This is a genomic window from Thalassovita gelatinovora (genome assembly GCF_001458355.1).
GTDB classification, from domain to species: Bacteria; Pseudomonadota; Alphaproteobacteria; order Rhodobacterales; family Rhodobacteraceae; genus Thalassobius; species Thalassobius gelatinovorus.
In genome coordinates this window covers 277,709-298,761 of record NZ_CYSA01000025.1, presented here as the reverse complement: position 1 = coordinate 298,761, position 21,053 = coordinate 277,709, and the positions used below count along the sequence as shown (strand labels likewise).

Annotated in this window: 16 protein-coding genes; 9 read left to right on the top strand and 7 right to left on the bottom strand. The window is 59.4% G+C overall.

The annotated features are described in order from the left end of the window. Positions 1-62: 62 nt before the first annotated feature. The gene (locus tag TG4357_RS13720; protein ID WP_058263461.1) at positions 63-842 is read left to right on the top strand and encodes a gamma-glutamyl-gamma-aminobutyrate hydrolase family protein; all 780 of its coding nucleotides are present in this window, start codon (positions 63-65) and stop codon (positions 840-842) included. A gap of 65 nt (positions 843-907) precedes the next feature. Here the strand turns inward: TG4357_RS13720 and TG4357_RS13715 are convergent, their stop codons facing one another. From TG4357_RS13715 to TG4357_RS13705, 3 genes are all read right to left on the bottom strand, one after another. After that, positions 908-3,739: a Hint domain-containing protein gene (locus tag TG4357_RS13715; protein WP_058263460.1), complete on the bottom strand. Its 2,832-nt coding sequence runs from the start codon at positions 3,737-3,739 to the stop codon at positions 908-910. A 202-nt stretch (positions 3,740-3,941) separates the two neighbouring features. Next, positions 3,942-4,313: an MmcQ/YjbR family DNA-binding protein gene (locus tag TG4357_RS13710; RefSeq protein WP_058263505.1), complete on the bottom strand. Its 372-nt coding sequence runs from the start codon at positions 4,311-4,313 to the stop codon at positions 3,942-3,944. Between the two features lie 4 nt (positions 4,314-4,317). Continuing rightward, on the bottom strand, positions 4,318-5,070 hold the full coding sequence (locus TG4357_RS13705; protein WP_058263459.1) for an SDR family NAD(P)-dependent oxidoreductase: 753 nt from the start codon (positions 5,068-5,070) through the stop codon (positions 4,318-4,320). A 171-nt stretch (positions 5,071-5,241) separates the two neighbouring features. On the opposite strand from TG4357_RS13705, the gene TG4357_RS13700 reads away from it, so the two are divergent. The 5 genes from TG4357_RS13700 to TG4357_RS13680 all read left to right on the top strand — a co-directional run bounded on the left by TG4357_RS13700 (position 5,242) and on the right by TG4357_RS13680 (position 11,579). After that, positions 5,242-6,192, top strand: coding sequence for an MBL fold metallo-hydrolase (locus TG4357_RS13700; protein WP_058263458.1), 951 nt, complete (start codon positions 5,242-5,244; stop codon positions 6,190-6,192). Between the two features lie 239 nt (positions 6,193-6,431). After that, the gene (locus TG4357_RS13695) at positions 6,432-6,881 is read left to right on the top strand and encodes a methyltransferase family protein (protein WP_058263504.1); all 450 of its coding nucleotides are present in this window, start codon (positions 6,432-6,434) and stop codon (positions 6,879-6,881) included. Between the two features lie 124 nt (positions 6,882-7,005). Continuing rightward, complete coding sequence (locus TG4357_RS13690; protein ID WP_058263457.1) at positions 7,006-8,577, top strand: Re/Si-specific NAD(P)(+) transhydrogenase subunit alpha; 1,572 nt, start codon at positions 7,006-7,008, stop codon at positions 8,575-8,577. Positions 8,578-8,594: 17 nt separating this feature from the next. Further along, a complete protein-coding gene (locus TG4357_RS13685) occupies positions 8,595-10,070 on the top strand; it encodes an NAD(P)(+) transhydrogenase (Re/Si-specific) subunit beta (protein WP_058263456.1) in 1,476 nt (491 codons plus the stop codon). A gap of 234 nt (positions 10,071-10,304) precedes the next feature. After that, complete coding sequence (locus TG4357_RS13680; RefSeq protein ID WP_058263455.1) at positions 10,305-11,579, top strand: DUF3422 family protein; 1,275 nt, start codon at positions 10,305-10,307, stop codon at positions 11,577-11,579. On the opposite strand, the gene TG4357_RS13675 is transcribed toward TG4357_RS13680, so the two are convergent. The 4 genes from TG4357_RS13675 to TG4357_RS13660 all read right to left on the bottom strand — a co-directional run bounded on the left by TG4357_RS13675 (position 11,515) and on the right by TG4357_RS13660 (position 16,590). Then, complete coding sequence (locus tag TG4357_RS13675) at positions 11,515-12,576, bottom strand: YeeE/YedE family protein (RefSeq protein ID WP_058263454.1); 1,062 nt, start codon at positions 12,574-12,576, stop codon at positions 11,515-11,517. The two genes, TG4357_RS13680 and TG4357_RS13675, sit on opposite strands and share 65 nt — an antisense overlap. Positions 12,577-12,808: 232 nt before the next feature. Next, positions 12,809-13,783, bottom strand: coding sequence for an ABC transporter permease (locus tag TG4357_RS13670; RefSeq protein ID WP_058263453.1), 975 nt, complete (start codon positions 13,781-13,783; stop codon positions 12,809-12,811). After that, positions 13,776-14,783, bottom strand: a complete 1,008-nt coding sequence (locus TG4357_RS13665; RefSeq protein WP_058263452.1) for an ABC transporter permease — start codon at positions 14,781-14,783, stop codon at positions 13,776-13,778. The genes TG4357_RS13670 and TG4357_RS13665 overlap by 8 nt, the downstream gene beginning before the upstream one ends. A gap of 106 nt (positions 14,784-14,889) precedes the next feature. Further along, positions 14,890-16,590, bottom strand: coding sequence for a peptide ABC transporter substrate-binding protein (locus tag TG4357_RS13660; protein WP_058263451.1), 1,701 nt, complete (start codon positions 16,588-16,590; stop codon positions 14,890-14,892). 303 nt (positions 16,591-16,893) lie between these two features. On the opposite strand from TG4357_RS13660, the gene TG4357_RS13655 reads away from it, so the two are divergent. From TG4357_RS13655 to TG4357_RS13645, 3 genes are read left to right on the top strand one after another with little or no spacing between them, the layout of a single operon-like run. Beyond that, complete coding sequence (locus TG4357_RS13655; RefSeq protein WP_058263503.1) at positions 16,894-18,714, top strand: ABC transporter ATP-binding protein; 1,821 nt, start codon at positions 16,894-16,896, stop codon at positions 18,712-18,714. Between the two features lie 7 nt (positions 18,715-18,721). Continuing rightward, positions 18,722-19,879, top strand: coding sequence for an acetylornithine deacetylase (gene argE / locus TG4357_RS13650; RefSeq protein ID WP_058263450.1), 1,158 nt, complete (start codon positions 18,722-18,724; stop codon positions 19,877-19,879). Between the two features lie 10 nt (positions 19,880-19,889). Further along, positions 19,890-21,050, top strand: coding sequence for a M20 aminoacylase family protein (locus TG4357_RS13645; protein WP_058263449.1), 1,161 nt, complete (start codon positions 19,890-19,892; stop codon positions 21,048-21,050). Positions 21,051-21,053: the final 3 nt, after the last annotated feature.

Sequence of the window (21,053 nt, the reverse complement as noted above, 5' to 3'; positions counted from 1 at the left end):
TGCTATTCCTTTCATCGGCCGTTCATATTACTTAGAAGCAAAGCGTATGTCAGAGGCATCAAATGGCACGTCCCGTCGTCGGTATCATCGGCAACCAACATCTGCTCAATGACAGCTACCCGGTCTATGCCGGCGGCTTGATGAACACCGAAGCGGTGTCTGGCGTGTCGGATTGCATACCGATCTTAATCCCGTCCGACCCCCGTTTTGTCAGCGTCGAGGAATTGCTGGAAACCTGCGACGGTTTCGTTCTGACCGGTGGGCGGCCCAATGTGCACCCCGAAGAATACGGCGAAGACCCGACCGAAGCGCATGGTGATTTTGATCGCTGCCGCGACGCCATCACCCTGCCGCTGGTGCGCGCCTGCGTCGAACGCGGTCAGCCCTTCTTGGGCATTTGCCGCGGCTTTCAGGAAGTCAACGTGGCGATGGGGGGATCGCTCTATCCGGAAATTCGCGATCTGCCGGGGCGGATGAACCACCGGATGCCGCCCGACGGCACGCTGGAGGAAAAATTCGCCCTGCGCCACACGGTCGAATTCAGCGAAAACGGACCGTTCCACCGGCTGATGGGCGCGCGCGAGGTGATGACCAATACGCTGCACGGCCAGGGGATCAAGCAGCCGGGCGCTCGGATCGTGATCGACGGCTATGCCCCCGATGGCACGCCCGAAGCGATTTATGTCAAGGATGCGCCGGGCTTCACCCTGTCAGTACAATGGCATCCCGAATGGGACGCGGCGAACGATCCGGTGTCGCGCCCCCTGTTCGAAGCATTCGGGCGCGCGGCGTATGACTGGGCTGCAGCCAAGCATACGGTGGCATTGGAACGGATGGCGTGATCCGATTGTGCGCCCGTGCCGGGCGCCGCGGGAGTATTTTTGCCTCGATGAAACTGCGGAGCCGGTCAAGCCGCCATCAGAACCCTTGATTCATGCGCTTTCAGGCACAGCCGGGCAGTATCGCCGAACCCGTTGGGATTGCTGCGCAATTCTGGAAACAGTCCGAACAGTTCATCGCGTGCGGCATCGGTAATCGCGGTTAAACCCATTTGGCCGGGGTGGAAGCTTTCCGATGCGACGCCTTCGGCGAAGACAATTTCATGGCGGTCGAACAGGATGTGGAAATAGTCGACCCTGATCTGATCGATCTGCTGAATACTGCCGCCATTGATCATGTGTTTGGCCGATACTAATACTTCGGAATCGTTGAAATACAGATTGGCCCGATGCGATTGGTGCAGCATTCGGTGCTGTGGCGAAACAAGTAAGGGGCGCTCATTGCCCAGGCTGCCCGGCGCGAAACGGATCGGGGCGAAATTCCCGGTGCCGATGGTGCTGCGGCTGCCGATCCAGCGGATCGGCTGAACGCCGTGATCCCGGGTCAGGACCGGATCGCCCGGACGCAGGTCTTCGACCCGGCGCGCGCCCTGCGGGGTCAGGATACGGGTGCCGCCGGTGAAGCAGATAACCACATCTTCCAGATTGGAAAAAGTGACCGTGGTGCCGTCCGACAGGGTGGCATGACCGGCCAGCGCGTTCGGGTCGGTATTGGTATAGGTGACATCGCCCCAATCGATCAGCCCGCTGAAATCCAGCGTATCGCCGCCCGGTTCATCGAGTTCGCCACCATCGATGGTGATCGTACCACCACCAAGCGCCGTGTTGTCGATGATGAAGATATCGTCGCCCGCGCCGCCGATGGCGGTGTCGCCGGACCCGACATAAAGCGTGTCGTCATCGGCGCCGCCATCGATCAGATCGGCACCGCTGCCGCCGATGATCGTATCGTTGCCAGCTTCGCCATAAAGGCTGTCATCGCCGCCGCGCCCGTCGATCAGGTCACTGCCCGCGCCGCCGTAAAACACGTTGGTCCAATCCGCGCCCGACCCGTCATAGCCGCTCAGCGTATCATCCCAGTCCGACCCGATGATCCCGTCAAGCCCACCGGTCAGCGTGTCATTGGCGGCATACCCGCCCGAGGCGGTGTTGTTGCCAAGGTCGATATTCACCGCCGCGTCGGAATCGGAATAATCGACGAAATCCATACCGGCGCCGCCCGACAGGTCGTCACCGCCCGCGCCGCCTTGCAGCGTATCATCGCCTTCGCCGCCCGAAAGCGTATCGCTGCCGGTGCCGCCGCTCAGGCTGTCATTGCCCGCGCCACCTTCAAGACTGTCATTGTCGGCACCGCCATCAAGGATGTCATCGCCGTCCTGGCCATAAAGCGTATCGTTGCCTGCATCCCCTGACAGGGTGTCATCGCCTTGGGCAAGGGTCGGAATGGTGTCGAAAGTGACATCGGTAAGCCAAACCGCCTGCGTCCCGCTTTGACCGTTGCCATAAATGATTTCGATGGTTTCGACCGGCCCGGCAACCTCGATCAAGGCCGAACCGCCCTGGTCTGCGGCGGTTTCGCCGGTCGTACCTGCGGTGACGGTGTTGCCACTGACCGTGTCGGTCCCGTTCGGGGTGATCGTCACCGCAACCGGATTGCCGTTGGCATCATAGGCGTTGACGGTCAGGGTGTCGGTATGGTTGCCCGACGCCCAGTCGATATCGTTGACCCGGAAGGAAACATTCTCGACCTCGTTTTCGACGCCGTTCGAATTGGCGGAAAACCCGAAGGTGGTGGTCGACGTCGCCGCATCGCCGTTGCCATACAGGTACAGCCCGTTTCCAGTATCGAAGGATTCGCCGGCCCCGACATATTGGGTTTCGCCGGTGTCGATTTCGAAAACCGCGTTGTTGTTTCCGGTATCGGTGAAGTTGACCGAAACTGACATGTCGCCGGTATTCTGGGTGAACCCGCCGCTCAGATCGGTGCCATTCCCGCCCTGCGCGGTCCAGTCCAGCCTTTCGGTAGCAGGCCCCGAACCGGGGGCATAATCGCCATAGATCAGATCGTCATCGGCGCCGCCAGCGATGGAATCGTTGCCCACGCCGCCTTCTACGGTGTCGGCCCCCGCACCTGATAGCACCGTGTCGTCGCCTGCGCCCGCCACCACGGAATCTGCAGTGTCACCGACCTGTTCGCCATCGCTGTCGATAAAGGTGGTATCGATGACGTCGTCCCCGTAGGTGCCGTTGACAATGCCATCAGGGGTGGCCTGCTGGCCGTCGATGTAGTTCTGGCTGTAGCTGCCCGCGGGGTCGCCCGATCCGAAATCATAGGTTTCGTAATTCGCAAGCGTCGCCGCATTGCCCGATCCCGGCAGCGGCTCGTCATTGGCACCGCCATCGGTGAAACCGGTCTGCGCGGTGCCGCTGCCGCCATTGGTCCACTGGATATCTTCGTAGATGAAATCAGTGTTGAAATTGCCATCGCCAAGCGACGTGAGCACCAACTGATAGGAATTGCCGCCGGACCCGGAATAGGGTGAAACATTCAACCATGTCAGAGTGACGGTGCCAGCGGCGGGATCGAGATCCCAGTAAATCTCGCCGCCCGAATTGAGGTTCACATCGCTCCAGAAGGCGGCAATGGTCGGGGTACTGGTGCCCGACAGGTTCGGCTGATACGCGGTCTGGGCCGCGCCAAAGCTGATATTGCCGTTCGAATTGAGGTAGATCGAATCGTAGGTGGTGCCGTTGTAATCGATACCGGCGGCACCGAAAACGGAGGATGTATCGATCAGGACGGACCCGTCATCGTAATTACCCGCCGCCAAAGTGCTGCTGGTAAAGACGTTTTCTCCGTATCCTGCCGGGCCACCCAGCCCGGAAACCATCGTTGCCATTGCACCCATTCCCATTTGTGCGGTCGGTCGGCGACCTGTGCAAAGCTGGAAAATACTGGCTTAGCGGGCCGACCGTTTCCATAATGGGTACAATTGGGATGGGACCGAATTGGGCGGGAATTGGGGTATGTTTGCGACGACCGGCCCGGATCTGGGCGGTATTGTGGCGTGTCGCCACGTCGGGGTCACAATTGAACGGGGATCAGGTCCGGTTCGGGATCGGAATGCCCAAATCCCGACGTTTCTTCAATGACAGGCCAGCGGCGACCAGATCGTAAGATGCTGCGATATGCTGGCACAATTCGGGATCGGACAGGCCCGGCGCGTCATAATGTTGTATCCAGCTCATTCCGCGCGACGCAAGATAGGGCGCGGGGCGCAGGCCGGGCTGATCGCGCAGCACTTCGAAGGCCAGCTTGCTGACCTTGAAGGTGAACGCGTCGCGCTCATCGGCCCATCCGCAGATGGCGAACACCTTGTCCGCCACCTTCCACACATCCGCATTGCCCCATTGCACCACATGGGACGTGGCCGGGAACCCGGCGCAGAAGCGGTTGAAACCGTCCCGCGTCAACATTTCAGATTTTGCCGCCCGCGATCTGGATTTCCTGACCGTTGACGCTGCCGGAATTGTTGTCGCACAGCCACAGCGCGGCCGCGCCGACTTCTTCGGCGGCGATCAGGCGCTTGTGGCGGTTGGATTGCACCATCACGTCGCGGGCCTGTTCTTCGTTCATCCCCGAACGCTGTGAAATCGATTCAACATTGCGGGTGATGATGTCGGTATCGACATAGCCGGGGCACAGCGAATTGAAGGTATAAGGCTGGCCCATGAAATCTTCGGATATCGACCGCACCATACCGATGACCCCATGTTTGGAAGCTGCATAAGCACCGCCGCCGGGCATTCCGCGCAACCCTGCGATCGAAGATACGGCGATGACCCGGCCCCAATCAGTGGTCAGCATCGACCGCATGCTTTCGCGGATGGTAAAGAAAACTCCGTCCAGATTGGTCGCCATGATCTGGCGCCAGAATTCGGTATCGGTCTTGTGCAGCTTCTTGCCGATGGCGACCCCGGCATTGGGCACGCAGATCTGGATCGGACCACGCGCCGCGACCGCGTCGTCGATGACCTTTACCACCTGCGCTTCGTCGGTCACGTCCATTGCGGCGGGGAACATGTTCGCTTCGGCCACGTCTTCCAGAACGTTTTGCCGACGGCCGGTGATCGTCACTTCGGCTCCGGCCCCGGCCAATGCCTTGGCAATGGCCAACCCGATGCCGGTTCCGCCACCGGTGACCAATGCGTGTTTGCCTGTCAAATCCATGTCTTATTCCTCCCGTTAAGTTGCCGTCAGCGTAAGTGTCCGAACCCGTATCGCAAGCTGAGCGTTGCGTCACGGTCGGCAGCCCCGTGCGCAGACCGGTGCGCTGGGCCTTTACAAACACATTCGCATCTGTGAATTTCACAGTCGGGATTTTTATCCGGGAGGGATAGCATGAAAACGATTATCCGGGCGGTTGCCCTGACCCTGTGTGCGCTGCCTGCGGCGGCCAGCGAAGACATTGCCGATCAATACCCGCAATCCGAATTGTATTCGAAACCGGTCGAGGTGATACCGCATGTGTTCACCGCCACCGGCGCCACTGCGCCGCCGACATATGAAAACAGCGGCCACAACAACAACCTGTCCTTCATCGTCACCGACGAAGGCGTGGTGGTGATCAATGGCGGCGCGTCGGCCCGTCTGGCCAAGGCGTTGCATGATGAAATCAAGGTGGTGACCGATCAGCCGGTGAAACTGGTGATCAATGAAAACGGCCAGGGCCACGCGATGCTGGGCAATTCCTACTGGGCCGATCAGGGGGTTGATATCCTGGGCCATGTCGATGCCATCGAAGCTTTCACCTCCGAGGCTGATTTTATCTTGCAAGGGATGGAAGGCTATAACCGGGACAAGGCCGAAGGCACCCGTATCGCCCCCCCGAATCTCAGCTTTGAAGACGAATACAATCTGACCCTTGGCGGGGTGGAAATCCATGTGTTGCATCTGGGACCGGCGCATGATCCGGGCGATACGCAGGTCTGGCTACCGCAATGGGGCATGCTGATCGCGGGCGATATCGCTTTTCACGAACGGATGCTGCCGATTTTTTCGGGCACCTGCACAAGCTGCTGGCTGGAAACTTGGGAAACCAAGCTGGAACCGCTGAATCCCACCTATGTGATTCCGGGCCATGGTCATCCGACCAACCTGGCGCAAGTGCGGCGCTTCACCTTCGATTACCTCAGCGATCTGCGCGCCAAGATCGGGGAACATATCGACAATGGCGGTGATCTGGCCAGCGCCTATTATGTCGATCAAGCGAAATGGGCGGGTCTCGACACGTTCGAAGAACTGGCCACCAAGAACGCGGGTCGCGTTTTTGAAGAAATGGAATGGGAATGATCCATTGCATGACCGATCCGGGCGTCGCGCGGATCGGTCAATGCCCCCTTTGCCGCCTCGCATATGGGGTGTAATACGCTTTGACGCTGCCAATCGGATTCATTGGCGGGTGGCGAAGCTGAAAACCGGAATGATGTTCCGGGCTTGGTGACGAGATAGGGACATGTTTGGCCGCACAGCCGGACAGTTTCGTGATAGCTTCCGCCCGGCGCGGGGATAAAGGATACGATACAAGTATGTTGAAATGGCTTGATATACCCCCGGTATGGTTGCTGGCGGCGGTGGTGCTGGCCTGGGTGCAATCGGTTTACTTTACGATGGGGCTCAGCTTCGGCGGCGCGATTGCCGACTTTCTTGGCGGAATACTTGTTGGCGGCGGGCTGGTGCTGATGGCGTTGGCTTTCGTGGAAATGCGCAAACACCACACCACCATCGTGCCGCACCGTGACGCCAGCACAATGGTCCAAAGCGGTATCTTCAGCCGGTCGCGCAATCCGATCTATCTGGGCGATCTGCTGGTACTTGCCGGGCTGATCCTGCGCTTCGATGCGGTGTTGGCGCTACCACTGATACCGCTGTTTCTTTGGCTGATCGAAAAACGTTTCGTCATTCCCGAAGAAAACCGTTTGCGGGTGAAATTCCGTGCTGATTTTGCCAAATATTGTCAAAAGACGCGCCGTTGGATTTGACACGACGTCGGGTAAAGTGCATCTCAGGTGCGATATTCTGCGCAATATTATTGCGCGGAACAAGGAAATATAGCTTCGATTCGTCGGAGAGGATTCAACAGAGTTCTGAAGGGGGACGTGACAGTTGAAAATTGGAACGCCAAAAGAAGTGTTCGGCGGGGAGAATCGCGTAGCGATGACTCCGGACTCGGCGCTGCAGCTGCAGAAGCTGGGGTATGAATGCGCCATCGAAAGCGGGGCAGGGGCGAATGCGGGTTTCTCGGACGAAACCTATGCGGCCGCCGGAGTAGAAATCGTCAAGACCGCAGCGGCGCTGTGGAAAGCGGCGGATATTATCGCCAAGGTGCGTCAGCCCAATGAAGCCGAACTGAAGCGTCTGACCAAGGACAAGACGCTGATTTCCTTCTTCAACCCGGCCGGGAACGAAGACGGCATGGCGTTGGCCAAATCCAAGGGCGCGAATGTGATCGCCATGGAAATGGTGCCGCGGATCAGCCGCGCTCAGAAAATGGACGCGCTGTCGTCGATGGCCAATATCGCGGGTTACCGCGCGGTCATCGAAGCAGGCAACAATTTCGGCCGTTTCTTCACCGGTCAGATCACGGCGGCGGGCAAGGTGCCCCCGGCCAAGGTTCTGGTCGTGGGCGCGGGCGTTGCGGGTCTGGCCGCGATCGGCACCTCGACCTCGCTTGGGGCGATCACTCTCGCCTTCGACGTGCGGCCCGAAGTGGCCGAACAGGTCGAATCGATGGGCGCCGAATTCGTCTATCTGGATTTCGAGGAAGAACAGCAGGATGGCGCCGCCACCGGTGGCTATGCGTCTGTGTCTTCGCCGGAATTCCGCGAAGCGCAGCTGGCCAAGTTCCGCGAACTGGCCCCCGAAGTGGACATCGTGATCACCACCGCGTTGATCCCGAACCGCGAAGCGCCGGAATTGTGGACCGAAGACATGGTCAAAGCCATGAAACCCGGCTCCGTCATCGTCGACCTGGCAGCGGAAAAGGGCGGCAACTGCAAGCTGACCGTCGCGGATGAAAAAATCGTCACCGACAACGGCGTGACCATCATCGGCTACACCGATTTTCCCAGCCGGATGGCGGCGCAGGCCTCGACGCTTTACGCCACCAACATTCGTCACATGATGACCGACCTGACCCCCGAAAAGGATGGTCAGATCAATCACAACATGGAAGACGACGTCATTCGTGGCGCCACCGTGACGTTCCAGGGCGATATCACCTTCCCGCCGCCGCCGCCCAAGGTAAAGGCAATCGCTGCGCAGAAGAAAGAAACCCCGAAGGAACTGACCGCCGAAGAAAAGCGCGCCAACGAAGTGGCGGCCTTCAAGGCGCAGACCAAGTTCCAGGTCACGCTTTTGACCGTCGGTGCGGTGCTGATGCTGATTGTCGGCGCTTTCGCTCCGGCCAGCTTCATGAGCCATTTCATCGTCTTCGCATTGGCCTGCTTCGTCGGCTTCCAGGTAATCTGGGGCGTGTCGCATTCGCTGCACACACCGCTGATGGCGGTCACCAACGCGATCTCGGGCATCGTTATCCTCGGCGCATTGTTGCAGATCGGTTCCAGCGACTGGCTGGTGGTGATCCTGTCGGCCATTTCCGTCCTGATCGCATCGATCAACATCGTTGGGGGCTTTATGGTCACCCGTCGCATGTTGGCGATGTTCCAGAAATCTTGAACGAAGGGAGCGGATAAATGAGCATTGGTATCGTCTCTGCCGCCTATATCGCGGCAACTGTTCTCTTCATCCTCAGCTTGGGGGGCCTGTCGGGTCAGGAAAGCGCCAAACGCGCTGTCTGGTACGGCATTTTCGGCATGGGTCTGGCGGCTTTCGCCACCATCTTCGGCCCCGGCATGGGAAATTACCTGATCGTTCTGGTGATGGTCGCCGCAGGTGCCTTCCTCGGTCAACTTGTGGCAAAAAAGGTCGAAATGACTGAAATGCCGCAACTGGTGGCCGCGCTGCACAGCTTTGTCGGTCTGGCGGCGGTGTTCATCGGTTTCAACGCCGAACTGGAACTGCAAAACGTGCTGGCCCTCAAAGAAGGCCTGTCCTCGACCCTGAACGAAGCCGGCCGCATGGCCATGCTGCATGATATGGGCATCGCGGGATTTGCTGAAAAGCTGGCTCATAAGACGCCGGTGGAAATCAGCATCCTCAAGGTTGAAGTCTTCCTCGGTGTGTTCATCGGGGCGGTGACCTTCACCGGGTCCATCGTTGCCTTTGGCAAACTGGCGGGCAAGGTGGACGGCAAGGCCAACAAACTGCCCGGCGGTCACATGCTGAACGCGGGCGCAGCGCTTGGCAGCTTCATTCTGCTGATCCTGTTCATGAACGGGGCGGGTCTGTGGTCGTTGGTCCTGATGACGCTTCTGGCCTTCTTCATCGGCTATCACCTGATCATGGGTATCGGCGGCGCCGACATGCCGGTGGTGGTGTCGATGCTGAACTCCTATTCGGGCTGGGCGGCGTCTGCCATCGGCTTCACCTTGGGCAACGACCTGCTGATCGTGACCGGTGCGCTGGTCGGGTCTTCGGGCGCGATCCTGTCTTACATCATGTGTAAGGCGATGAACCGGTCTTTCATCAGCGTGATCCTGGGCGGCTTCGGCGGCACCACCGGTCCGGCGATGGAAGTCGAAGGCGAACAGGTGGCGATCGATGCCGACGGCGTAGCGTCCGCACTGGACGAAGCCGACAGCATCATCATCATCCCGGGCTACGGCATGGCGGTGGCACAGGCGCAGCAATCGGTTTCCGAACTGACCAAGCGTCTGCGTGCCAAGGGCAAAGAGGTGCGTTTCGCAATTCACCCGGTTGCCGGTCGTCTGCCGGGGCACATGAACGTGCTTCTGGCCGAGGCCAAGGTGCCCTATGACATCGTGATGGAAATGGACGAAATCAACGACGATTTCCCGTCGACAGACGTGGCGATCGTGATTGGCTCCAACGACATCGTGAACCCGGCGGCACAAGAAGACCCCAATTCACCCATCGCCGGCATGCCGGTGCTGGAATGCTGGAAAGCGAAACAGGTCTTCGTGTCCAAGCGTGGTCAGGGCACCGGTTATTCCGGTATCGAAAACCCGCTGTTCTACAAGGAAAATACTCGCATGTTCTATGGTGACGCCAAGAAGTCGCTGGACGAATTGCTGACCAAGATCAGCTGATCTTGATCATAACGAGAATACAAAAGGGCGGCCTTCGGGTCGCCCTTTTTCATATGCAACAGGGCGCTGCCCGACCGACGATTTTGGCGCGAACGTCACCGCCCAAGCCCCCGAAAGCAGGCGTTTTTTCGCACGGTATACCGTTGTATTCCTGCAAGCTATTGAAAATGCTTTATCTTTTTCAGATTATATGCGATCTACGAAAGCATTCGAATTGTTCAGAAAGTCCCAGCAATGCTTGCCGATCACCCGCTTCGCTATGAACTGGCCAACGAACTGCATGCGCGGCCCTTCCCGGCGCTGGATGTGCCTTGCACCGCGGTCTATCTGGCGGTCAAGCAGGCCGATCAGGCGGTCAGCCGGGATCGTCAGGCCGATATGGACCACCTGATTGCATTGCTGGACCGCTATGGTGCCCCGCATCCGCAACCGGGGGCCACGCATTATTCCGGTCAGATCGGGCGGCATATCCTGAGATGGGAAAGCCATACCGAATTCGTGACCTATTCGGCCTTTGCCAACACGCTCAGCGAACGGGCCTTTGATCCTGCCGATTTCGAAGTGTTCCCCGAAGACTGGCTGGCGGCAGCACCGGGGGTGCGGGTCGCGGCGGTTCATATCCGGGTGCAGCAGGCCCCCGACCGCGACCGGATCGAACAGCATCTCAACGACTGGTTCGTCGCCGACAGCGTCGCGGTTAGCCGGGCCTTGGACGACGCCGCCACCATCGCTGCGGATTTCAGTCTCGATACGGCGGGAAACACCCGTTTCGCGGTGTTCGTCAACCCCGGCACCGGGCGGCGTCGGGTGGGCCGGATCGTGCAGCGTCTGGCCGAAGTTGAGATTTACAAAAGCCTGTCGATGCTGGGGTTTGCCCGGGTCAAGCAACTGTCGGCACAACTGGGCGAAATGGATGTGAAACTGACCGGGCTGATGGATCACATGGGCGACGATACCACCGCCGCCGATGTCACTCTGGCTGGTCTGCTCAGCACATCGGCGGAAATGGAACGAATGGTGGCGCATAACGCGTTCCGCTTCGGCGCGACCGAAGCGTATCGCAATATCGTGCATCAACGGATTGGCGTGTTGCGCGAACAACGTTTTGAAGGACGCCAGACCTTCAACGAATTCATGATGCGGCGCTACGCGCCCGCCATGCGCACGGTGCAATCCACCAAGGAACGTTTGGCGGCCTTGGCCGACCGGGCGATGCGGGCGGGGGAACTGTTGCGGACACGGGTCGATGTGGAACGCTCTGCGCAGAACCAGAAATTGCTGGAAAGCATGAACCGCCGCGCCGACATGCAACTCAAATTGCAAAAAACCGTCGAAGGTCTGTCTGTGGTCGCGATCAGCTACTACGCCGTGTCTTTGGCTTCTTACGCGGCCTATCCCCTTACCGACCTTCTGGGGGTCAGCAAGGGGGAATTGACTGCGGCGCTTACTCTGCCGGTTGTAGCGGTGGTGTGGTGGATGATCCGGCGGGTTCAGAAGAAGATGCACTAAGCAACCGCGCCGCGGTCCAGCCCCCCGCAGCAATGCTCAGCAAAGCCAGAACAGCGGCGAAGGACAGGGTCGGAACCCCCGACAGGCCCGCCCCCACGGTGCAACCGCCCGCCAAGACACCGCCAACCCCCATCAAGGCCGCCCCGGCCAAATACCGGCCGGTCTGGCGCGGGCTATCGAAGCTTTGCCATTTGAATTCGCCGCGGATCAGCGCCGAAATCGCTGCTCCCGCGATGACGCCGCCCAACATCCCGGTGCCGAATGTGGGCGATATCGAACTCGACGCGACGCCCCAGAACAAGGTTTCCGCCGCAGGCGAGGTGAAGCTGAGACTTTCCAGCGCGATCGGATCGAAATCGTCATACAGAACGAACCCGGTCGCCACCCAGCCCGCCGCAGCGACCAGCCCGATCATGGCCGCCAAAGCCAAATGCGTTGCCCGCGCCCCCGACCGGGTGGCGAATGTCAGCAACAGGGTGGCCAGGACCACCGCCAGGATCGGCCCGGCAAAGGGCAGGGCGGCACTGTCCAACGCGACGGTATAGCCGCCAAGCGTGGTGCGGATCGGGGCCAGAACGCCCTTCAACGTGGCATGGGCCACCACCGCGAACACCACCAGAACCAAAGCGGCGCGCAGGTTGCCGCTGCCGGTCAGTACGCTCAACCGGGACACGCAACCCCGGGTCAGAACCATGCCCGCGCCGAAGATCAGCCCGCCAAACACGATGGCGGCAACCGGCAAATCGGTTGCCATGAACCGGTGATCCTCGAACCCGATCCAACCGTTCAACACCGCGAATTGGGTTCCAAGGATCGCCAGCGCCAGCGCGGTCATCCAAACCCCAGCGGCCTGTTTGCGGTCGTCGCCGGTGATGGCGCGGCGGAAACAGAACCGGGTGATCTGTGCCAGAATGCCGAAAACGACGCCAAGGATCAGGCCGGTATAAACGGCGGCTTGCGGCGCGGTCACGGTGTCAAAGCCAAAGGTTTCGAACATAGGATTCCCCGAAATGAATTGGAACAAACGCACCGATGCCAATATCCGTTTGGGAAATCAATCCGATGAACTGGTCGTCAAAGCAGTCTGTAAGGGATAAAGTTCCGTAAAGTGGGCAGCGATGGGAACCCGGTTTCGTGCCGCCCGTCCATCCATGACAAAGGCCCGCAAGATGACTTGCGGGCCTTCTGGTTGTTCTTATTTCCCGTCATGCGGTGCCGGGCGTTGTCTGTCACCGCCCCCGAATGCGCGGGTCCAGCGCATCGCGCAGCCCGTCGCCAAGGTAATTCACGCTCAGCACGGTCAGCGAAATCGCCAGACCGGGCCAGAACACCCGTTCGGGATATTGCTGCAAATAATCGGTCGCATCGAACAACAACCGCCCCCAGGTCGGGAAATCCGGCGGAAACCCAAGCCCGAGAAACGAAAGCGCGCTTTCGGTGATGATCGCGTTGGCAATCCCCAAAGTGGCCGACACCATGATCGGGCTCAACACATTGGGTAGGATATGGCGCAGGATCATCATCGAATTGCGGGTGCCGATCGACCGCGCCGCCAAAACGAATTCGCGTTCCTTCAGCGCCAGAACATCACCCCGCACGATCCGCGCGGTCGGCATCCAGCTGGTTACGCCGATGGCGCCGACGATCAGGATGAAAATCCCCGTCTCCGGCCCGAAAGCCGCGTTCAGCGAGTCGCGGAACAACAGCACCATGACCAACAGCAGCGGCAACAGCGGCAGCGCCAGAAACAAGTCCGTCAGCCGCATCAATATGCCGTCCAGCCGTTTGAAATACCCCGCGACGACGCCGACCAGACTGCCCAGGAACAGCGCCAGCAACATCGCGGTGATCCCCACCGAAACCGATGTCTGACCGCCCGCCATCATTCGGGCCAGCGTATCGCGGCCCAATTGATCGGTGCCTAAAGGATGCGACAGGCTGGGGCCCTGATTGCGGGCGCGAATATCGATATAGGTCGCGTCATACGGCCAAACCAACGGCCCCAGAAACACCACCAGAACGATCGCGAAAAACAGGATGCCGCCATAGAGCGCGCCCTTGTGATGCTTGAACTGATCCCAGACATCCAGCCACTTGTTGCGCGGCGGCGGGCCGGTTTCCTGCAACGGTCCGGCCGCCCCGGGCAGCGCCGAAGACGCCGGAGCCAGCCCTTCATCGGGTACGAAGCGTTTGTCATCAGTCATAGCGGATCCTCGGGTCAAGGATGCCGTAAAGAACATCCGCGATGATGTTGAACACCACGATCAACAGCGCAAAGATAAAGGTCAGCGTCTGCACCATTGGCAAGTCATTGGCCTGAATTGCGCCGATCAGCAACTGGCCGATCCCGTTCACCTTGAACACCTGTTCGGTAATGATCGCCCCCCCGAAAATCGCCGGGACGCCAAGCGCGATCACGGTGACGACCGGGATCATCGAATTGCGCAACACATGCACCATCACCACGATATATTCGCTCAACCCTTTGGCGCGGGCGGTGCGGACATAATCCTGATTGAGATTGTCCAGCATTGAAGCCCGCATGAACCGGCTGATCTGCGCGGTGATCTGCAACGCCAGCACCATCACCGGCATCACCATCTGGCGCAGCTGGATGACGAAACTGTCCCAGTCCACCACCTTGTGCGTGGTGTCGTAAATCGACGGAAACCATCCCAGATTGACCGAAAAGATCACGATGACCAACACCCCGGAAAAAAACGGCGGCACCGAAAAGCCGATCATCGACACGAATGTCCCGGCCTGATCAAAGATCGAATATTGCCGATAGGCGGAATAGATCCCGATCGGCAGCGCGATCAGAACGCCGACCATGTAGGCGGTGCCAACCACCCAAAGGGTCTGCGGAATGCGTTGCACCACGATATCCATCACCGGGCTGCGGGTCTGCCAGCTCATCACCCGCAGCTTGCCATCGGCAAACCCGGTGCCGAAAATATTGTCGATCAATATCTGCGGTTCAATCCAGAAAAACTGCACGATCCATTTCAGGAAACGGATATGCATGGGCTGGCCAAGGCCAAGCGCCTCGCGCATCTTTTCTTTGACTTCTGGTGGGACGGTGAGAGGAACCTGAGCCATCGGATCGCCAGGGGCGAGTTCCAACAGCAGGAAGATGACGAGACTGATGAACAGCAGTGTCGGAACGGCCAACACCAGTCGTCGAATGGTAAAGGTCAGCATATACGGAGGCCTTTGCGGCTTGGTCTTATTGTCTGCCCAAGGTTAATACCGAAAATCGGGCCAGAAAAACCCCGGCCTTGCTCAGGCCGGGGTAAAAAGGATCAAATTACTTGATCCGGTACCAATCTGCTGCATTCCACAGCTCTGAATCCCAAGTATTCAGATCAACACCGCCCAAAGTGTTGGAATGCGCCGATACACGACCACGATCGACCAGCGGCACCACGACATAGCTTTCCTTGGTCAGCATCTCGTTCAGCTTCTTGCCAAGCGCACCGCGCTCGGACAGAACGCCGGTTTTGCCCATTTCAGCGACCAGCTTGTCATATTCCGGGTCACAGAAACGGTTGATGTTTTCACCCTGCCACTGGCTTTCCGGTTTCGGAGCCTTTTCACAGGTGTGCTGCGCCAGATAGCTTTCAGGATCGGTGCCATCGAAGTTGTTGGCGTACATTTCCATGTCAGCATAGAAGCGCTGGAAAGTGTCGGGCGAACCCGGGTCACCGCCAAAGAACACCGATGCCGAAATGTTGCGCAGTTCAGTTTCGACGCCGATCTCGCTCCACCACTGTTTGATCAGGGCTTGGAAATCCTGACGCACTGCATTGGTCGACGTCTGGAACAGGAAGCTCAGCTTGACGCCGTCCTTTTCGCGGATGCCGCCGGAACCGACTTTCCAGCCTGCTTCGTCCAGCATCGCCTTGGCACCTTCGATGTCCTGGGTCATGCAGTCGGTGTTGCCCGAAGCATAAATCGCCGGGGCAGGAACCAGGTTACAGGTCGCGCGACCCGCCTTGCCATAGCCGACTTCGACCAGAAGATCGCGGTCGATGGCCATCGACAATGCCTTGCGCACGGCCAGATCCGACAGTGCCGGATGCGGGTGCTTTGCAGTCGCCCGCTCGCCTTCGGGCAGCGACGGCGACGGATCGGTCATGTTCATTTCGATCCGTTCGACCAGCGACCCGAACGCCGCCACGGTCTTGCCCTTGCCGCCTTTTTCCATATTGGCGATGACATCGGGGGCCAGTTGCAGGTTCCAGGCATAATCGAATTCGCCGGTTTCCAGCACCGCACGCCCTGCCGCGGTGGCATCGCCGCCGCCCTTGAAGGTCAGGGTCGCAAAGGCCGGTTTGGCCGGATCGCGGTAATTCGGGTTGGCTTCCATCGAAATCACGTCATTGGGACGGAAATCGGTGACCGCGAAAGGCCCGGTGCCGATCGGGTTGAAATTGGCGTCGGTGCATTCGGGGGCCTTGGCACCCATGCAGTTTTCGAACTGGGCCTTTTGCAGGATCGGGGACTGACCGCCCATGAACGGGCCATAGGGGTTCGGTTTGGGTTCCGAGAAGCTGACCTTCACGGTCAGATCGTCGATCACGTCGATGCTGCTGACGCCTTCGAATTTAGCCAACTGGGCGCAGCCGCCTTCGGGATGCATGCAGTAATCGGCGGTGAATTTTACGTCAGCCGAGGTCATGGCGGACCCGTCCGACCATTTCAGCCCGTCTTTCAGCTTCCAGGTGATCGAAGTCAGGTCTTCCGACACACCGCCGTTTTCAACGGTCGGAATTTCGGCGGCCAGATAGGGCACCAATGCACCATCGGGATCGTACCGGCCCAGCGGTTCAATGACCAGCGACGACGCTTCGATATCCTTGGTTCCGCTGGACAGATAAGGGTTCAGGATCGACGGGGCCTGCCAGTAGATAATATTGACATGGCCGTCCGATCCGCGTTCTGCAAAGGCAGCAGGTGCGAGTGCGGTCGCAGCGACAGCACCCAGCAATACGGATTTAAGTTTCATACTTCTCTCCTTGTTGGACACAGCATATGTGCCTCGTTTTCCTTCGTTGTGGCGACCAAGGCCGCCTCGAAGGCCATTTTGATTCTGTCTGCGAAAGTTGGTTGGAAACATGATTCCCATATGTTTTTATTGGAAATTGTGTCCCCAGCCCGTTCGCGACTGGTGGCATCTCAAACCGATTGATCAAAAAAAGCAAGGGGCCAGCAACCTGACCCGAAGGCAGTAATGTTACGGGTTTGACACTGGGTCCGACCTGTCTGTAGCGTCGGTGGATGGCAGCCGAATAAAAACAGGATGAACGCGATGCTGGATCAACCGATCGCTCGAATCGAAAATCTGCGTGTTGAATTCCAAACAAAAGATGGCCCGGTCGTCGGGGTCGAAGATGTTTCGTTCAGCGTGAATCCCGGCGAAACCGTGTGCATCGTGGGCGAATCGGGGTCGGGCAAATCGGTCTCAAGCCTGTCGCTGATGCGACTGGTGGAATTCGGCGGCGGCGAAATTGCAGGCGGGCGCCTGATTTTTGATCGCAAGGACGGCGAGGAAATCGATCTTGCTCAAACCGATCAGGATCTGATGCGCACCATTCGCGGCAATGAAATCGGCATGATCTTTCAAGAACCGATGACCGCGCTCAACCCGGTGTTCACCGTCGGACGCCAACTGACCGAAGGTTTGCGGCTGCATATGGGCCTGTCCCGAAACGAAGCCGCGGCGCGGGCGCTGGACCTGCTCAAACAGGTGCGCATCCCGGAACCGGAACGGCGGTTGAAGCAATATCCGCATGAATTGTCGGGGGGGATGCGGCAACGGGTGGTGATCGCCATGGCGCTGGCCTGCGAACCCCGGTTGTTGATCGCCGACGAACCGACAACCGCGCTGGACGTGACGATTCAGGCTGAAATCCTGGCGCTGATGGACCGGTTGAAACGCGAAACCGGCACCGCGGTGATGTTCATCACCCATGACATGGCAGTGGTGGCGCAGATGGCCGACCGCGTCGTGGTCATGTTCCGCGGCAACAAGGTCGAAGAAGGCACCGTCGAACAGATTTTCGAAAACCCGCAGCATGACTATACCAAGGCGCTGCTGGCCGCAGTGCCTAAACTGGGCGAAATGACCGGCAGACCCTTGCCCGAACCGATGAAACTGCTGGGCAGCGATCTGGGCGAGGTCAAACCGATCCCCGGCACCGATGAACCGTTGCTCAAGGTCAAGAACCTGATCACCCGGTTCCCGGTCAAGGGCGGGTTTTTCCGCCGCACCATCGCCAATGTTCACGCGGTCGAAGACCTGTCTTTTACCCTCAACAAGGGCCGCACCTTGTCCTTGGTGGGCGAATCCGGCTGCGGCAAATCCACCGCTGGCCGGTCGATCCTGCGCTTGGTTGAACCGCTGTCAGGGCAGATCGATCTGGATGGCACCGATATCATGGCGTTGGATCATTCCGCGCTGCGCGACGCGCGACGCGACATGCAGATGATTTTCCAAGATCCCTTCGCCTCGCTCAATCCGCAGATGCAGCTGGGCGCGGCGGTGGCCGAACCGATGAAAAACTTCGGCACCCATTCAGGCAGCGAACGCGAAGACCGTATCGCGATGCTGTTCGACCGGGTTGAATTGCCGCGCAGCTTCATGCGCCGCTATCCGCATGAATTGTCGGGCGGTCAGCGGCAGCGCGTCGCCATCGCCCGGGCGCTGGCGCTCAACCCGAAACTGATCATCGCCGACGAAGCGGTTTCCGCGCTCGACGTGTCGGTGCAGGCGCAGGTGCTGAACCTGATGATGGAATTGCAGGCCGATCTTGGCCTCAGCTTCCTGTTCATCAGCCATGACATGGCAGTGGTCGAACGGGTCAGCCACGATGTCGGTGTGATGTATCTGGGCCGGATCGTCGAAATGGGGCCGCGTCAGGCCGTGTTCGAAAACCCGCAACACCCCTATACTCAGGCGCTGATGAAAGCGGTTCCGGTGGCCGATCCGCGCCGTCGCAAATCCGAACGCGACCTGAACTTCAAACCGATCCCGTCGCCGATTCATCCGATCGGATACGAAGCCGCCCCGTCGGAATATCGTGAAGTCACCCCCGGTCATTTCATCCTGACCACAGACAGCGGATATTGAGGTCCCAATGCCAGCGCGATTATCGCCTTATGAAATCATGGAACGCCTGGTGGCGTTCCCCACCGTCAGCCGTGACACCAACCTGCCGCTGATCGACTGGGTCGACGATTACCTGAAAAGCCACGGCATCACCGCCCATCGCTACTATAACGAAACCAACGACAAGGCCGCGATCTTCGCCCATGTCGGCCCCGGCGTTGCTGGCGGTGTGGTCCTGTCCGGTCATACCGACGTGGTGCCGGTGGATGGCCAACCCTGGGCCGCCGATCCCTTCACCGTGGTGGAACGCGACGGCAAATATTTCGGTCGCGGCTGTTGCGATATGAAAGGCTTTGATGCGCTGGCAATCTGGGCATTGGTCGAAGCGCATCATCGTGGCGTCTCGCGTCCCTTGCAACTTGCGCTCAGCTTTGACGAAGAAATCGGCTGCACCGGTGCGCCGCCGCTGATCGAACGAATGCTCGAAACGCTGCCGCAAGCCTCTGCGGTGATCGTCGGCGAACCGTCGATGATGAAAGCGGTCAGCGCCCACAAGGGCGGCCGCGCCTTTCAGGTCCATATGCACGGGTTTGAAGTCCACAGCTCGCTGATGCATACCGGGGTCAATGCGATCATGTACGGCGCCAAGCTGATCGACTGGGCGAACAAGATCAACGCCGATAACATGGCGCGGGACCCGTCCGAGGTTGGCGCGTTGTTCGAACCGCCCTGGACCACCGTCCATGTTGGCCAGATTTCCGGTGGTACGGCCCATAACATCACTGCCAAGGATTGCGAATTCGGCTTCGATTTTCGCATTCTGCCGGATGAAGACCCGGACATGTGGCGCGAATTGTTCATGGCCAAAGTTGCCGAGATCGAAGCCGAAATGCAGGCGGTCGTGCCCGAAACCCGGATCGAGATCAGCGAAAAATTCAGCCTGCCGGGGCTGACCCCGGAAAATCAGGGTGACGCCGAAGCCTTGGTGCGTGCGATTTCTGGCGACAACGAAAACCACGTGGTCAGCTATGGCACCGAAGCGGGGCATTTTCAGACCGGTGGCTATTCTGCGGTGGTCTGCGGGCCGGGCAATATCGAACAGGCGCACCAGCCCGATGAATTTATCACCGTGGCGCAATTCAATGCCGGGCATGATTTCATGAAACGCCTGCTCGATAGGCTCTAAGGGGGCGACAATGCCGATCAAGAACAGTTTCGCCGAAATGCAGGGGGAAATCACCGCTTGGCGGCATGATTTCCACGAACATCCCGAAATCCTGTTCGATGTCCACCGCACCGCCGGGGTGGTCGCCGACAAGCTGCGCGCCTTCGGCTGCGATGAAGTGGTCGAAGGTATCGGCATCACCGGCGTTGTCGGGGTGATCAAGGCGGGCAAGTCCGACCGGGTCATCGCGCTGCGCGCCGATATGGATGCGCTGCCGATGCACGAAGCCAGCGGCGTCGAATATGCCTCCAAGATCCCCGGCGCGGCCCATGCCTGCGGCCATGACGGTCATACCGCGATGCTGCTGGGGGCGGCGAAATACCTGACCGAAACGCGCAATTTTGACGGCACCGTGGTGCTGCTGTTCCAACCCGCCGAAGAAGGCGGCGGGGGCGGCCTGAAAATGGTCGAAGACGGCGCGATGGATCGCTGGAACGTGCAGGAAGTTTACGGATTGCACAACATGCCCGGCGTGCCGGTGGGGGAATTCGCCATCCGGTCCGGGCCGTTGATGGCGTCGGCGGATGAATTCGACATCATCGTGACCGGCAAGGGCGGCCATGCCGCCATACCGCACGAATCTGTCGATACCACGCTGGCGGCCAGCCATGTTGTGGTGGCGCTCAATTCCATCGTGTCGCGCAATGTCGATCCGGTGCAACACGCGGTGCTGACCGTGGCCACTTTCCTGACCGAAAGCGACACCCAGAACGTGATCCCGCAAACCGCGAAATTGCGCGGCACAGTGCGCTGTTTCGACAACGATGTGCGCGATCTGATCGAAGACCGGCTGACCGCCGTCGCCGAAGCCACCGCCGCCGCCTATGGCGCAACCGCGAAAGTGACGTACAAACGCGGCTATCCGCCCACGGTGAACGCGGATGAACAGACCCGTTATGCGATAGAAGCGGCACAGGCGGTCACCGATAAGGTCGATACCGATACCCCGCCAATCATGCCGGCAGAAGATTTTTCCTACATGTTGGAATCCCGCCCCGGCGCCTATATCTTCCTTGGCAATGGCGACACTCCGATGTGCCACCACCCCGCATATGATTTCAACGACGCGGCGATCCCGTTGGGATGCAGTTTCTTCGCGGAACTGATCGAACGACGCATGCCGCGCGGATAACAA